Annotated in this window: 15 protein-coding genes; 5 read left to right on the top strand and 10 right to left on the bottom strand. The window is 69.1% G+C overall.

Features of this window, described 5'->3' with window-relative positions:
• From uraD to EIK80_RS23770, 8 genes are all read right to left on the bottom strand, one after another.
• Positions 1–525 carry a 2-oxo-4-hydroxy-4-carboxy-5-ureidoimidazoline decarboxylase gene (uraD, locus tag EIK80_RS23805; RefSeq protein WP_125159497.1) on the bottom strand — a complete coding sequence of 175 codons (525 nt, stop codon included), beginning with the start codon at positions 523–525 and terminating at the stop codon, positions 1–3.
• On the bottom strand, positions 522–1,439 hold the full coding sequence (gene puuE / locus EIK80_RS23800; RefSeq protein ID WP_125159496.1) for an allantoinase PuuE: 918 nt from the start codon (positions 1,437–1,439) through the stop codon (positions 522–524). Before puuE ends, uraD begins: the two co-directional genes overlap by 4 nt.
• 139 nt (positions 1,440–1,578) lie before the next feature.
• On the bottom strand, positions 1,579–2,802 hold the full coding sequence (locus EIK80_RS23795) for an alanine--glyoxylate aminotransferase family protein (RefSeq protein ID WP_199743605.1): 1,224 nt from the start codon (positions 2,800–2,802) through the stop codon (positions 1,579–1,581).
• Positions 2,799–4,052: an allantoate amidohydrolase gene (locus EIK80_RS23790; protein WP_125159495.1), complete on the bottom strand. Its 1,254-nt coding sequence runs from the start codon at positions 4,050–4,052 to the stop codon at positions 2,799–2,801. Before EIK80_RS23790 ends, EIK80_RS23795 begins: the two co-directional genes overlap by 4 nt.
• Before the next feature lie 185 nt (positions 4,053–4,237).
• Positions 4,238–4,975 carry an anti-sigma factor domain-containing protein gene (locus EIK80_RS23785; RefSeq protein ID WP_125159494.1) on the bottom strand — a complete coding sequence of 246 codons (738 nt, stop codon included), beginning with the start codon at positions 4,973–4,975 and terminating at the stop codon, positions 4,238–4,240.
• Positions 4,972–5,538 (bottom strand): sigma-70 family RNA polymerase sigma factor, encoded by a 567-nt coding sequence (locus EIK80_RS23780; RefSeq protein WP_125159493.1) that lies wholly within the window; start codon positions 5,536–5,538, stop codon positions 4,972–4,974. The genes EIK80_RS23785 and EIK80_RS23780 overlap by 4 nt, the downstream gene beginning before the upstream one ends.
• Before the next feature lie 65 nt (positions 5,539–5,603).
• Positions 5,604–6,008, bottom strand: coding sequence for a DUF2177 family protein (locus EIK80_RS23775; protein WP_125159492.1), 405 nt, complete (start codon positions 6,006–6,008; stop codon positions 5,604–5,606).
• Positions 6,005–7,045 (bottom strand): cyclopropane-fatty-acyl-phospholipid synthase family protein, encoded by a 1,041-nt coding sequence (locus tag EIK80_RS23770; protein WP_125159491.1) that lies wholly within the window; start codon positions 7,043–7,045, stop codon positions 6,005–6,007. Before EIK80_RS23770 ends, EIK80_RS23775 begins: the two co-directional genes overlap by 4 nt.
• Positions 7,046–7,168: 123 nt before the next feature.
• Here EIK80_RS23770 and EIK80_RS23765 point away from each other — a divergent pair, with 123 nt between their 5' ends.
• Both EIK80_RS23765 and EIK80_RS23760 read left to right on the top strand, forming a co-directional pair.
• Positions 7,169–8,488: an NAD(P)/FAD-dependent oxidoreductase gene (locus tag EIK80_RS23765; RefSeq protein ID WP_125159490.1), complete on the top strand. Its 1,320-nt coding sequence runs from the start codon at positions 7,169–7,171 to the stop codon at positions 8,486–8,488.
• Positions 8,485–9,324, top strand: a complete 840-nt coding sequence (locus EIK80_RS23760; RefSeq protein WP_125159489.1) for a DUF1365 domain-containing protein — start codon at positions 8,485–8,487, stop codon at positions 9,322–9,324. Before EIK80_RS23765 ends, EIK80_RS23760 begins: the two co-directional genes overlap by 4 nt.
• Here the strand turns inward: EIK80_RS23760 and trmFO are convergent.
• Positions 9,230–10,657: a methylenetetrahydrofolate--tRNA-(uracil(54)-C(5))-methyltransferase (FADH(2)-oxidizing) TrmFO gene (trmFO, locus tag EIK80_RS23755; protein WP_125159488.1), complete on the bottom strand. Its 1,428-nt coding sequence runs from the start codon at positions 10,655–10,657 to the stop codon at positions 9,230–9,232. The two genes, EIK80_RS23760 and trmFO, sit on opposite strands and share 95 nt — an antisense overlap.
• A 99-nt stretch (positions 10,658–10,756) precedes the next feature.
• Here trmFO and EIK80_RS23750 point away from each other — a divergent pair, with 99 nt between their 5' ends.
• The 3 genes from EIK80_RS23750 to EIK80_RS23740 all read left to right on the top strand — a co-directional run bounded on the left by EIK80_RS23750 (position 10,757) and on the right by EIK80_RS23740 (position 13,411).
• Positions 10,757–11,695, top strand: coding sequence for a hypothetical protein (locus EIK80_RS23750; RefSeq protein ID WP_125159487.1), 939 nt, complete (start codon positions 10,757–10,759; stop codon positions 11,693–11,695).
• 69 nt (positions 11,696–11,764) lie between these two features.
• Positions 11,765–12,526 (top strand): hypothetical protein, encoded by a 762-nt coding sequence (locus EIK80_RS23745; RefSeq protein WP_125159486.1) that lies wholly within the window; start codon positions 11,765–11,767, stop codon positions 12,524–12,526.
• A complete protein-coding gene (locus EIK80_RS23740) occupies positions 12,527–13,411 on the top strand; it encodes a hypothetical protein (RefSeq protein WP_125159485.1) in 885 nt (294 codons plus the stop codon).
• Between the two features lie 39 nt (positions 13,412–13,450).
• Here the strand turns inward: EIK80_RS23740 and EIK80_RS23735 are convergent, their stop codons facing one another.
• On the bottom strand, positions 13,451–14,065 hold the full coding sequence (locus tag EIK80_RS23735; RefSeq protein ID WP_125159484.1) for a glutathione S-transferase family protein: 615 nt from the start codon (positions 14,063–14,065) through the stop codon (positions 13,451–13,453).
• Positions 14,066–14,151 lie beyond the last annotated feature (86 nt).

Genomic DNA, 14,151 nt, shown 5'->3' with positions numbered 1-14,151 from the left:
TTATGGCGCCACCGCGTCGAGCAGTCGGAGTTTGGAGATCAGGCCGATCTGCAGAATCGCCTCGGCGATCTCTTCGGCCTCGTCGTTGGCCAGGCGCGCCTGCATGGCGGCCAGGATCGAGCTCTTGTCGTTCAGCCGCACGGCGATGATGAACGGGAAGCCGAAGCGCTCGCCGTAGGCGGTGTTCAGCGCATGGAAGCGCGCGAACTCGTCCGGCGTCAGCCTGTCCAGTCCGGCGCTGGCCTGTTCGGCGTTGCTCTCGGCGGTCAGCTGCTTGGCGATGGCGGCCTTGCCGGCCAGTTCGGGGTGGGCGCGGATCAAGGCGAGTTTGTCGGCGGTGGTCGCGGCGTCGAGCACGGCCATCATCGCGCCGTGCAGCGCCTCGACGCTGGCGAACGGCCGCTCGTCGAAGGCGCGCTCGACCACCCAGGGGGAGAGCTCGAAAGCGAAGCCCAGGGCGGTGGTGAAACCGGTCCGGTTCATGCTGTTCAGCCGAGCCAGGGTCAGGGGCGGGGCGCCGCTCATGCCTTCACCTCATACGGATGCGTCGCGATCCAGTGGCGGGCGATGTCGATGCGCCTGGCCACCCAGACGCGGTCGTGCCGGGTGATATGCTCCAGGAAGCGCCGCAGGGCGCCGATGCGACCGGGCTTGCCGACCACCCGGCAATGCAGGCCGACGCTCATCATCTTCGGCGCGGTTTCGCCTTCCAGATAGAGGGCGTCGAAGGCGTCGCGCAGATAGGTGAAAAACTGCTCGCCGGTGTTGAAGCCCTGGGCCGCGGTGAAGCGCATGTCGTTGGCTTCCAGGGTGTACGGCACGATCAGCTGGGCGCGGCCGTGCTGATCGTCCCAGTAGGGCAGGTCGTCGGCATAGCTGTCAGCGTCGTAGACGAAGCCGCCTTCCTCGGCGACCAGACGGGCGGTGTTGGGACTGGTGCGGCCCTGGTACCATCCAAGGGGCCGCTCTCCAGTCAGCCGCTTCTGGATCTCGATGGCCCGATGAATGTGCTCGAGCTCCTGCTCGGGCGTGAAGTGCTGGTAGTCGATCCAGCGATAGCCGTGGCTGGCGATCTCCCAGCCGGACTTCATCATCGCCTCGACGGCGTCTGGATGGCGCTCCATGGCCTGGGCGACGCCGAACACGGTGAGCGGCAGCCCGTACTCCTCGAACAGACGCCGGATGCGCCAGAAGCCGGCGCGCGAGCCGTATTCGTAGAGGCTCTCCATCGACATGTTGCGCATGCCTTCGATGGGCTGGGCGCCGATCATTTCGGACAGGAAGAACTCGCTGACCGGGTCGCCGTGCAGGATGGAGCGCTCGGCGCCTTCCTCGTAGTTCAGCACGAACTGCACGGCCACCCTGGCGCCATTGGGCCACCTCGCGTGCGGCGGATGCTCGCCGTAGCCGATCAGGTCGCGGGGGTAGGTCTTGGTCATGACTTCTGCCCCCTCCGGGGGCGGACGACCGCGCAAGGCGCGGTCAGGTGGGGGCAGGTAAGGGGCATGCGCTCTGACTCGCCCCCTCCGCGCTTCGCGCTCCTCCCCCGGAGGGGGAAGACGGTGAAGACCGGCCAGCTCATCCGAACACCTTCGCCGCCGCGTCGACGCCGGCGCCGGCGGGAGCCTTGAAGCCTTCCCAGCGCAGCACCGCTTCCAGCGCCGCGAGCGTCTGCAACACCGCATGCTTCCGTGCGTTCACGCCCATGGTTCCGATGCGCCAGATCTGACCAGCCAGAGGCCCGAAGGCCGCGCCGATCTCGATCTCGAACTCGGTGCGCATGCGAGTCTTCACCCGATCGTAGTCGACGCCGTCGGGCGCGATCACGCCGGTGACGTTGGTCATCTTGTGAGCCTGGTCGCCGTAGACCGTCAGGCCCAGCGCCTCGATCCCCGCGACCATCGCCGCGCCGGCCTGCTTGTGGCGGGCGAAGCGCGCGTCGAGGCCTTCCTCCAGAACGATCCGCGCGCACTCCCGCGAGGCGAACAGCATGTTGGCCGCCTCGGTGTGGTGGTTCAGGCGCTTGTCAGACCAGTAGTCCATGATCATCGCCAGGTCGAAGTAGTTGGAGGCGATCCGGCGGCCCTGGCCCGAGGCGGCGCCCGCCGTGGCGATGCCGCGCTCGACATGCTTGCGACTGGCGATGTGCTCGGCGGCGCGGTCGCTGATGGTGATCGGGGCCGAGCCCGAGGGGCCGCCCAGGCACTTTTGCAGACCGGCGGTGACGATGTCGGCCTGCCAGACGTCCACCGGAACGTTCATGCCCGCGAGGGTCGCGGTCGCGTCGACATAGAGCAGGGCGTCGTGGCGGCGGCAGATCTCGCCGATGGCCTCGATCGGCTGGGCGATGGTCGTGGAAGTGTCGCCGTGGACGCAGGCGACCAGGCGCGGCTTGACGCGGGCCACGGCGTCCTCGACCGCCTGCGGGTCGACGATCGCGCCCCACGCGCCCTCGACGAAAGTGACCTTGGCGTCGCAACGTTCGGCGATCTCGGCCAACAGCAGGCCGAAGCGTCCGGCGTTGACCACCACGACGTCGTCGCCGGGGCTGAGCGTCGAGACCAGGGCCGCCTCGATGCCGGCGCGAGAGGTGCCGTCGATCAGGAAGGTCCACTGGTTCGTGGTCTGGAAGACGCCGCGATACAGCGCCATGACCTCGTTCATATAGCCGGTGAACTCGGGGTCGAACTGGCCCAGAAGCTGTACCGACATGGCCCGCAGCACGCGCGGGTGCACGTTGATCGGGCCGGGCCCCATCAGCAGGCGGGCGGGGTGGTCGAGCTCTTTGTAGGTATCGGTCATGCGCGTTCGCGTCGTTCTAGCTTGTCGATGAAGAGGAGCATGGCCTGGGCCGCCAGGGCGCAATCGGCCTCGGTGACGGCTTCGGCCGGGTTATGACTGACGCCGCCCTCGCAGCGGATGAACAGCATGGCGACCGGGCACAGGTCAGCCATCACCATGGCGTCGTGACCCGCGCCCGAGGGCAGCCGCCGCGCGGGCAGGGAAAGATCCGCCAGCGCTTCGTCCAGCAGGTTCATCAGCGACGGATCGCAGGGGCTTTCGGCGAGGGCCTGCATCAGGGTGACGGTCGCCGAAAGGCCGCGCTCGGCGGCGATGGCGTGGATCTCGGCGCCGATGGTCATCACCGCCTCGTCGCGCGTCGCCGAGGTCTCGGCGCGGATGTCCATCGAGAACTCGATCGCGCCGGGGATGACGTTGAACGCGCCGGGCAGGGCGGTCATCCGGCCGACCGTGCCGACCAGACCGTCCGTTCCCGCGCGGCAGATCCGCTCCAGGGCCAGGATCGCCTCGGCGGCGGCCGGACCGGGATCCTTGCGCAGGTTCATCGGCGTCGTGCCGGCGTGGCCGGCGGTCCCCTCGATGCGCACCATCAGCCGCTTCTGGGCGGCGATGGCGGTGACGACGCCCAGGGCCAGGCCCTCGGCCTCCAGCACCGGACCCTGTTCAATGTGCGCTTCGAGGAAGGCCAGCACCTGCTCGGGCTTGCGCGCCGCGCTGGCGATGGCGTCCGGATCGCCGCCGAACGCCTTCAGCGCCTGCGCGACCGACACGCCGTCGGCGTCCTTCATGTCCAGCGCCGAGGCGTCCAGCGTCCCGGCGATGGCCCGGCTGCAGCTCATCGAGGCGGGGAAGCGCGAGCCTTCCTCGTCGCCGAACGCGACGACCTCGATCGCGAACGGTAAACGGCGGCCGGCGCGGTTCAGGGCCTCGACCACGTCGATCCCGAGCATGATCCCCAGCGGTCCGTCATAGCGCCCGCCATTGCGGACGCTGTCGATGTGCGAGCCGATGATCAGCGCCTTCGCGTCGGGAAGTTGGCCATCGTAGCGGCCGATCAGGTTGGCGGCGGCGTCGCGGCGCACGCTCATGCCGGCCTCCAGCATCCAGCCGCTCGTGGCGGTCAGGGCGGCCTCGTGCGCGGCGGTGAGGAACCGCCGGGTCAACTGGCCGTCGACCTCGCTGTAGGGCGCGACGCCCAACTGGTCGCAACGCGCCTTGGCCCTGGCCCCGATGTCGAACGCTTCCGCCACTCCCGATTCGACCCCGCTCTACTCGCCGTCGAGAGCCAGCGGTAGCAGGAGAGAGCCCGGAAGCCCCGCTCCGCGACCGCCCCGGCGTGCTCATCACGCGCGGGCGCCTCGACACGCGCCATCCGCGGAGCGGCGGCGCCTGTTGCTAAGTCATAAACGACTTACTTAGCGGCGGCGAGAGGCGGCTATTCCGTCTGGGCCACGAACTTGCCCGCCGCGCGCACCTGACCGGTGGCGACGCCAGTGGGCGCGCCGCCGGGCGGCTCGTCGGTGATGGCTAGCAAGGCGGTGTAGGTTCCCGCGCCGGTCAGGCCGGCGGGCAGGGCGATGGCCTTGGGCGCGTCGCTGGGAACAATGCCCAGAGAGATGGCTTTCTGGCCCTCGGGGATGATCCACAGTTCGGCCTCGCGGCCGGCCGGCATCTTCATCGAGACGGGCGTCAGGATCAGCTTGCCGGCGGCATGGTCGAGGGTCGCGACCAGGGCCGGCTGCTTGGTGGCCGGGTCGGTGATCAGCGCCACCTCGGCGACCGCCGGCGGCGGCTTGGCCGGGGCGACGGCCGGCGGCGGAGCGGGACGTGGTGTCACGACGAGGGCGACGATGCTGGCCGCAGCCAGCGCGAGGGCGCCGGCCGAAGCGCCTTGCCACAGGCGGACATTGTTCCAGGTCGAAGGCTTCTGCGTCGCGGCGCCGATCAGGTTGGCGATGCGCGGCCAGACCGCGGCCGGCGGCTCGATCGGGGGAATGCGCTCGGCGAGATGGGCCAGGCGACCTTCCCACCATTCGACGGCGCGGGCGAAAGCCGGTTCGGCGGCGATGCGGGCTTGCGCCTCGGCGCGCTCGTGAGCGTCCAAAACGCCCAGAACGTATTCGCCGGCCAGGGGGCGGTCTTCGCCGTCATGCGGGGGCAGGGCGTCGGTCATGCTTCGAGGCACGCGCGCAGGCTGATCAGGCTGCGCCGGATCCAGCTTTTCATCGTGCCCAGCGGCACGCTCAGCATGTTGGCCAGGGCCTCGTAGGTGACGCCGTCGAAGAAGGCGGTGCGCACCGCGCCGGCGTGCTTCGGGTCCAGCTGATCCAGGCAGCCTTCGAGGCGGCGGCGGTCGTCCTCGTCCTCGATCAGGGTCGAGGCCAGGGGCGCGCCGTCAGGCAAGGCCTCGGCCTCCTCGACGCCGGCGGTCGCGGCGCTTCCGCCCCTGGCGCCGCGGGCGCGCAGGCGGTCGATCGCGCGGTTGCGGGCCAGACTGACCAGCCAGGTGATCGGGCTGGCCTTCTCGGCGTCGAACTTGTCGGCCTTGTTCCAGACGGTGAGGTACACATCCTGAAGCACGTCTTCCGCCTCCTCGCGGTCGTTCAAGATACGGAGGCAAACGCCGAACAGTTTCGCGGATGTGTGACGATAGACGTATTTCAACGCATCTGAGTCGCGGTTGGCCACGCGCGCGATGGCGCGTGACAGCAAGGCGCGGCTGGTGTCGGCGTCCATCAAGCGTCCCCGCGAGCTCCCAAGAGCGGGGACGCTCGCACGGTCAATTCGGTCTGGCAACGTGACTATTTCCCAATCCAACGCATCACCGCGTAGCCTGCCGAGGCGGCGGCGGTGGTCACCAGGGTTCCCCAGGCCATGTCGACGAGCGTGATGGTGGTCGACCAGGTCTTCAGCGTCGCCTGGTTGGTCAGGTCGTAAGTCGCGTAGGCGACGAGGCCGAAGACGACCGCGTGGGTCAGCAGGCGCCGCCAGCCGCCCTCGCGCAAGGCCGGCTGGATGGCCAGCACGACGATGGCGGCGACGTACAGAAAGTAGAAGACGACGGCCGGCGGCAGCGACGGCTTGTCGGCCAGCAACTCGCCGATGCGCGGCTTGTAGAGGCGAGGCGTGGCCACGGTCAGCCACACTCCATCCAGGACCAGCATGGTCAGGGCGGCGGTCGCGTAGCCGGCGACGAGGCGGATCATCGGGCGGTCTCCTGAACCGGACGCATACGGTAATGGCTGACGCCCCATTCCTCGCCGCCGCGATGGCCGAAGAGGCCGGCGGTGGCCAGGAAGAACAGTCGCCAGCGCCGCCGCCAGACGGCCGCGTCCTTGCCATAGACCTCGGTCAGCACCGGATCGAGCTTGGCGCGGTTGGCGTCCATGTTGGCCAGCCACTGGCGGGCGGTGCGGGCATAGTGCTCGCCGCTCCAGCGCCAGTCGGCCTCGACGGTGAACAGGTCCGGGAACTGCCGCGCCAGGTCGTGGCTGGGCATGACGCCGCCGGCGAAGAAATACTGGGCGATCCAGTCGGCCGGGTCGTCGGTCTCGAACCGGTACGGCGTCGTGCGGTGGGTGAAGACGTGCAGGAACAGCAGGCCCTCGGGCTTGAGCCAGCCGCGCACCCGAGCCAGCAGAGCGCGCCAGTTGGACATGTGCTCGAACATCTCCACCGAGACCACGCGGTCGAAGCGGCGGTCCGTTCGGAAGTCGTTCATGTCGGCGGTGACGACGGTCAGGTTGGTCAGGCCGCGCGCGGCTGCGCGGCTTTCGATGAAGGTCCGCTGAGAGGTCGAGTTGGAGACGCTGACGATCCGCGAATTTGGATAGCGCCGGGCCATCCACAGCGACAGCGAGCCCCAGCCGCAGCCCAGCTCCAGCACGTCCTGGCCGTCGCGCAGGTCGGCATGGGCGGCGCTCTCGCGGAGAGCCTCGGCTTCGGCGTGTTCCAGCTTGGTCGCGCCGGGCGGATAGAGGCCGCTGGAATATTTCAGGTTCGGACCCAGCACGGTCTCGAAGAAGGCGGCGGGCAGTTCATAGTGCTGGGCGTTGGCGTCGTCGGTGTGGGTGGCGATCGGATGGTAGTCCATGTCGCGGGCGAAGAGGGCGGTGGCGTCGTCCGGGGCGTAGGACAGGCGCCGGCGCACGTCTCCGACCAGCATGTCGATCGCCGCGCGCGACACCAGGTCGGGCATCGGCGCGTCCTCGAACGCGTGGATCGCCGCCTTCATCAAACTCATGGGCCGCTCCTTTCCCTATTCCGGGGACAGCTACGCGCGGAACGACGAATTGGATGCGTCCGTTTGCCGCGATAGTCCGTAGCTGCTCCCGAAGCGTCGCTCGGACGCCGTTGGGAGATCGCCTTGGCCACCGTCGTTCCTCGTCTGTCCGTCGCCGTGATCGGCGCCGGAATCTCGGGACTTTCCGCCGCCTGGCTGCTGTCGCGCGGCCATGACGTGACGCTGTACGAGGCCGACGACCGGCTCGGCGGTCACGCCCATACGGTTCGCGTGGACGGCACGGCGATCGACACCGGCTTTATCGTCTACAACGAGCCGAACTATCCGAACCTGACGGCGCTGTTCCAGCATCTGGGCGTCGAGACCGTGGCGACCGACATGTCGTTCGGCGTGTCGCTGGACGGCGGGGCGCTGGAATATTCCAGCACCAACCTCCTGGCCCAGAAGCGCAACGCGCTGAACCCGCGCTTCCTGAAGATGCTGCTGGACGTCATGCGGTTCTATCGCGAGGGTCGCGCCATCCCGCCGGAGCTCGAGACCGGGGGGCTCTGCCGGCTCGACGAATATCTGCGCCAGCAGGGTTTCGGGCGGGCGTTCCAGGAAGATCACCTGCTGCCGCAGGCGGCGGCGATCTGGTCGACCTCGATGAGCGATATCCGCGAGTTTCCGGCGGCCGCCCTCCTGCGGTTCTTCGACAATCACGGGCTGATGCTGCCGGTCGACAAGCGTCCGATCTGGCGCACGGTGGCGGGCGGCAGCGCCCGCTATGTCGAGAAGCTGGCCGTCGGGATCTCCGGCGACATCCTCACGGGGCGCCCGGTGAGGGCCATCCATCGCCAGCCGGACGGCGTCTCGATCGAGGACGCCGCCGGCCAGATGCGTACCTACGACCAGGTCGTCATCGCCGCCCACGCCGACCAGGCGCTGCGGATGCTGGCCTCGCCGACGGCGGAGGAGCGCGCGCTGCTGGGCGCCTTCCGTTACAGCCGCAACCGGGCGGTGCTGCACCGCGACGCCCGGCAGATGCCCCGCCGGCGGGCGGCCTGGGCCAGCTGGAACCATGTGGGGCGGCGCGGCGAGGACGGCGGCGTGACCTACTGGATGAATCGCCTGCAGCCGATCGGCGAGGCGCCGGTCTTCCTGTCCCTGAACCCGGACCAGACGCCGGGCGAGCTGCTTCACGATCAGGTCTATGAGCACCCGCTGTTCGACAGCCCGGCCATGCTGGCCCAACGCCGGCTGTGGTCGTTGCAAGGGCGTCGCCGGACCTGGTTCTGCGGAGCCTATTTCGGCTCGGGCTTCCACGAGGACGGCCTGCAGGCGGGCCTGGCCGTCGCCGAGCAGCTGGGCGGCGTTCATCGTCCGTGGCTGACGCCCGAGCCGTCGGGCAGGATCTTTCTTGACCCGCCCGCCGTCGAGGCCCAGCGGGAGCTGGTCGCGTGACCCTCCGCTCGGCGCTCTACAGTGGTCGTGTCGTTCACGAGCGGATGCGGCCCAAGCGCCATCGGCTGAGCTACCGCGTGTTCATGCTGCTGCTGGATCTCGACGAGATCGATACGCTCGACCGGTCGCTGAAGCGGTTTTCGCGCGGGCGCCTGAACCTGATCGGCTTCCATGATCGCGACCATCTCGACGACCCCAGGGGGTCGCTGAAGGACGTCGTGCTGGCCAAGCTGCGGGCGGAAGGGTTGGACGCCGCGCGGATCAGCGTGCTGGCCATGCCGCGCATCCTGGGCAAGGGCTTCAATCCGCTGAGCGTGTTCTTCTGCCATGACGCGGACGGCAGGCTGGTCGCCACGATCCACGCCGTTCGCAACACGTTCGGCCAGCGCCACGACTACGTGCTTCCGGCCACGCGGACGGTGGGCGGCTGGGTCGAGCAGAACGCGCGCAAGGCGTTCTATGTCTCGCCTTTCCTGCCGATGCACCTGCGTTATGGATTCGAGATCGCGCCGCCGGGCGAGGCCGTCCATATCGGCGTCGACGTGCTGGGCGAGGAGGGGCTGGTGCTGGCCGCGACCTTTTCGGGCGAGCGGCGAGACCTTACCGATCTCGCCATTTGGAAGGCGCTGGCGGGCCATCCCTGGCAGGTCGCCGGCATCCTGGCGGCGATCCATTGGGAAGCGCTGAAGCTGGTCGCGAAGGGCTTCAGGATCTTCCCGCAGGATCGCGCCACGCGCGGCCTCAGGCGGCCGGCGTCGCCGCTTGCGTCCACGCCTCCAGGTCCTTCAGCGCGCGCAGGCTCATCAGCCGCTTCTTGGCCCGGCCGCGCTCCTTGAGCGGGATCTTCTTGCCGTCCTCGTCGACCTTGGGGGCCTCCAGCGGCGGCAGCAGGCCGTAATTGATGTTCATCGGCTGGAAGCTGCTTGGACCATTGCCCGCTTCCAGGTGGCCGCCGGTGATGTGCTCGACCAGAGCCCCCAGGGCGGTGGTCGGCGGCGGGGCGTCGATCGGCGCGCCCTTGCGGTCGGCCGCGGCGAAGCGGCCTGTCAGCAAGCCCATGGCGGCGCTCTCGACATAGCCCTCGACACCGGTGACCTGGCCGGCGAAGCGCAGGTGCGGCCGAGCCTTCAGGCGCAGCGACTTGTCCAGAAGCTTGGGCGAGTTGATGAAGGTGTTGCGGTGCAGGCCGCCCAGCCGGGCGAACTGGGCGTTCTCCAGACCCGGGATCATCCGGAAGGTTTCGGCCTGGACGCCGTGTTTCAGCTTGGTCTGGAAACCGACCATGTTCCACAGCGTGCCCAGGGCGTTGTCCTGGCGCAGCTGGACGATCGCGTAGGACTTCACGGTCGGGTCGCGCGGATTGGTTAGGCCGACGGGCTTCATCGGGCCGTGACGCAGGGTCTCGCGGCCGCGCTCGGCCATCACTTCGATCGGCAGGCAGCCGTCGAAATAGGGGACGTTCTCCCACTCCTTGAACTCGGACTTCGGACCCGCCAGCAGGGCGTCGATGAAGGCCTCGTACTGCGCCTTGTCCATGGGGCAGTTGATGTAGGCCGCCGCGTCGCCGCCGGGGCCTTCCTTGTCGTAGCGCGACTGGCGCCAGGCCTTGTCCATGTCGATCGAGTCGAAATGGATGATCGGGGCGATGGCGTCGAAGAAGCTGAGCTGGCCCTCTCCCGTCGCGTCCAGGATCGCCTGGGCCAGGGCGGGGGAGGTGAGGGGGCCGGTGGCGACGATGACGTTGTCCCATTCCTCCGGCGGCAGGCCGGCGATCTCCTCGCGGACGATGTTGACGAGCGGGTGCTCGGACAGGCGCTTGGTGACCTCGGCCGAGAAGCCGTCGCGGTCGACGGCCAGAGCGCCGCCGGCCGGCACCTGGTGCTGGTCGGCGCAGGCCATGATCAGGCTGTCCAGCTTGCGCATCTCGGCGTGCAGCAGGCCGACGGCGTTGAACTGCCAGTCGTCCGAGCGGAACGAGTTTGAGCAGACCATCTCCGCCAGGCCGTCGGTATTGTGGGCGTCGGTCGTGACTTTGCCGGTGGCGTCGTCCTTGCGCATCTCGTGCAGGATGACGGGCACGCCGCTCTGGGCGATCTGCCAGGCGGCTTCGGAACCGGCGAGGCCGCCGCCGACGACGTGGACGGGTTTATAGGTCGAGTTCGTGGTCATGGGGCGGCCCTATACCCCCGGCTGTCGCTTGGCGAAACCTGCTGGTAGTGTCGCGTGACTGGGCGGGGCCCTTCGCGCCTGGCGAGCATGGGTGGGAACATGGCGAGCTTTTCCGTGGGCGAGGCCGCGACGGCCGGCTTTGGCTTGGTCGGTCGCAGGCCCCTGGCGGTGGTGGGATGGGCGGTCGCCCTGGTGGCGGCGCTGATCGTTCCGGCCATCCTGTGCGTGCTGGCGATGGGGCCGGCGTTCGCTCAGATCATTCAGTTGGCCATGAGCCAGAAGGGCGGCGAGCCCAGTCCCGAGATGATGCAGGGGATGCTCCAGGCGCAGTCGGGCATGACGGCCTTCAACCTGCTCTACTGGCTGTGGTCTTCGTTCGTGAGGGCGGTGTTCTGCGCGGCCGTGTTCCGCGCGGTGCTGACGCCTGAGCGCTCGGCCTGGGCCTATCTTCGGGTCGGCTCGCGCGAGCTGTGGCTGACCCTGCTGCTGCTGGTCGAGCAGGTGCTGGCGATGATCGCCATCTTTGTGATCGCCTTGGTCGTGGCGCTGATCGTGGCGATCGTCGCGGTTGGCGGCGGTGAGAGCGGCCACGTGGCGGCGATAGCTACCGCCGTCGGTGGCTGCGTCGTGGCGGGCGGCGTGATCCTCTGGGTGGCGCTGCGCCTGTCGATGGCCGCGCCGATGACCTTCGTCGACGATCAATTCCGACTGTTCGAGTCGTGGAGCCTGACCAAGGGCCAGGGTTGGCGGCTGCTGGGCGTGGCCCTGTTGCTGGTGATCTTCGTGCTGGGCCTTGAAATCCTGGTCGGCGGGGTGGTGGTGGGCCTGCTGCTCGCTGGCGGCGGCTCGCTGACGGCTTTGCATGGAACGGGCGCGATCGAGACCTTCATGGCTCGCCCGCCGCTGGAGATCCTGCGCGACGTCTGGCCGTGGCTGACGGCGTTGGGCGTCGTCGGCGCCCTGTTCAGCGCGATCGTCCAGGCGGTGTTCTTCGCCCCCTGGGTGGTCATCCACCGGGCGTTGACGCGCGAGACGTAGCGGCGATCGCGGCGAGGCCATAGATTGCGCGGATCGCGGCGACTCGGCGCGCAAGAGGGACTTGATCGGATGACGGACGGATCGGCGGCGATCGGCGCGACCCTGCGCGCGGGCCTTTCCGATGTGGCCAGCGCCGTGCGCGACTGCTGGGCGGCCCTGGCCGCCGCGGCGGTGGTCAGCGTCGCGGCCGATTTCCTGCCTCCAGGCCTGAAGATCATCGGCGCCCTGCTGCCCATCGTCATCGCCCAAGGCGCGCTGTTCCGGCGCGCTTTCGGTCGCGACATGGGCCTCAAGGGCCTGCGGTGGGGCCGCGACGAGTGGCGGCTGCTGGCCGCTCAACTGATGATCCTGGCCCTGCTCTGCCTGATCGGCGCGATCCTGATGGTCATCGTCGGCGGTGTCGCCCTGGGCGTGGCCCGCACCGCCGCGCCCAACTTCGATCCCGGCACGATCGACGGGTGGAAGGGCGCCTTCGCCAGCGCCGGCCCCGCCGGCTTCGTGCTCAGCCTGGTCCCGTTGGCCAGCCTGGCGATCCTGATCTGGCTGAGCCTGCGCCTGTCGCTGTCGGCCCCCGCCACGGTCGAACAGTCTGGCGTTCGGGTGCTGAGCGCCTTTCCGCTGACCAAGGGCCGCGTGCCCACCCTGTTCGTCGTCGGCCTGGCCATCGCCGTCCCGCTGTTCGCGCTCAGCGCGCTGCTGGCCCTCGCGCCGGGCCAGGGGCTGGCGGCGGCGGCGATCCTGGCGGCGGGTTCCTATTTCTACGCCATGCCGGCCTGGGCCGGCGCGCTGGCCCATTTCTACCGCGCGAGCGCGGTCACGCAGGAAGCCTAGATGTCCGTCCGCCCCGTCGACGCCGCGCTCGAAGGCCTCCAGACCATGCGGCGCAAGCCTCTGGCGGTGCTGGCCTGGGCGACCTTCTCGCTGGTCATGCTCCCGATCCTGGGCCTGTTCGCCAAGATCGTGCTGGGCGACGAAGGCCGGGCGGCCCTGGCCGGACGCGCCGGCTCGGCCGATCCGCGCGAGATCCTCGATCTGGTCACGCATCTGGGCGGGGTGATGGTGGTGCTGATCGCCGTGGCCCTGTTCCTGGCCTCGGTGCTGCAGGCGGCGGTCATTCGCTCGGTGGTGGATCCCGCCAACGATCGCTTCGCCTATCTGCGGCTGGGCAAGGAGGAGCTGCAGTTGCTGATCGTGTCGCTGATCACCTGGGCCGCGGCCCTGGGGGTGACGGTGATCCCGTCCGGGGCGGTGGTGCTGGGCGCGTCGCTGCTGTCGGGCGCGGCGGCGGGCTGGTTCGCGACCCTGGGCGCCCTGGCGGTGATCGGCCTGTCGCTATGGGTGGCCGTGCGCCTGTCGCTGCTGGGCCCGCACGCCTTCTCACATCACCACATCGACATCCGCGAGGCCTGGGTCCAGACCCACGGCCAGTTCCTGCGCCTGCTGGGCATGTACGTCCTGGCCATCGTCCTGGCGGCCCTGGTCTCGGTCATCGGAACGACGGTGTCGTCGATCATCGGCAACGTGCTGAGCGGCGGGGTCGACACCGGCGCGGGCGACGTGGTGGCCAGCCACCCGCGCCTGATCCTGATGCTGCTGGCCAACCTGCTGCTGGCGCCGATCTTCCTGACCCTGCAGACCGTGATCCTGGTCGCCGCGCCGGCCCGGGCCTTCGCCCAGCTGAATCAGGACGAGATCGACGCGGGCCTGCACGACTAGGACCTTTCGCGGGGCTGAAACCTCGTCGAAGGACGCGGATCAAGCGCCCGCGCTGGGCCTCGCCGCCATCCGCTCGCGCCAGGCCAGGACGTGCTTGGCCTCGGCCGGCGTCGACAGGCCCGTGAAGTTGGCGAAATCCAAGGTCGTCTGCGCCGCGATGTCGGCGATGGTGTAGGTGTCGCCGGTCAGGAAGGGACGGCCATCGGCGATCTCGCGGTCCAGCCACAGCTGGATGTTCTCGACGACCTCGCGGTTCGACTCGCCGAACTCCCTGTTCTGTTTCAGCAGATGCGCCGTGAACGGATGGGCGTGGCGCCAGAACATGCCGACCGGCACGGTCAGGCGCAGCTCGATGCGCCGGGTCCACATCTCGACCATCGCCTGCTCCAGCGCCGAGACGCCGAACAGCGGCGGGTCCGGGTGCAGCACCTCGAAATAGCGGCAGATGGCGACGGTCTCGCTGATCGTCGTTCCGTCGTCGAGCTCCAGAACCGGCACCTGGCCCAGGCTGTTGCGCGCCAGGTGCTCGGGGCTGCGGTGGCCGCCCTGGCGCAGGCCGATCTGGATTTCCGGGACCTCGACGCCCTTCTCGGCCAGGAAGATCCGCACGCGCCGCGGATTGGGCGCGGGCATGGCCTCGCCGTAGAGCTTCATGGTGTCCTCCCATATTTAAACGGATGCTAGAGCCGCCTGTCGACGAGCCGCAAGCCCGCGCGAATAAAGCCGGCCTCGGCCCTGTC

The sequence above is a fragment of the Caulobacter sp. 602-1 genome (genome assembly GCF_003931565.1).
In the GTDB taxonomy this organism is placed as follows: Bacteria; Pseudomonadota; Alphaproteobacteria; order Caulobacterales; family Caulobacteraceae; genus Caulobacter.
The sequence above is the reverse complement of the archived record's forward strand: the minus strand, read 5'-3'. Positions and strand labels throughout refer to the sequence as shown.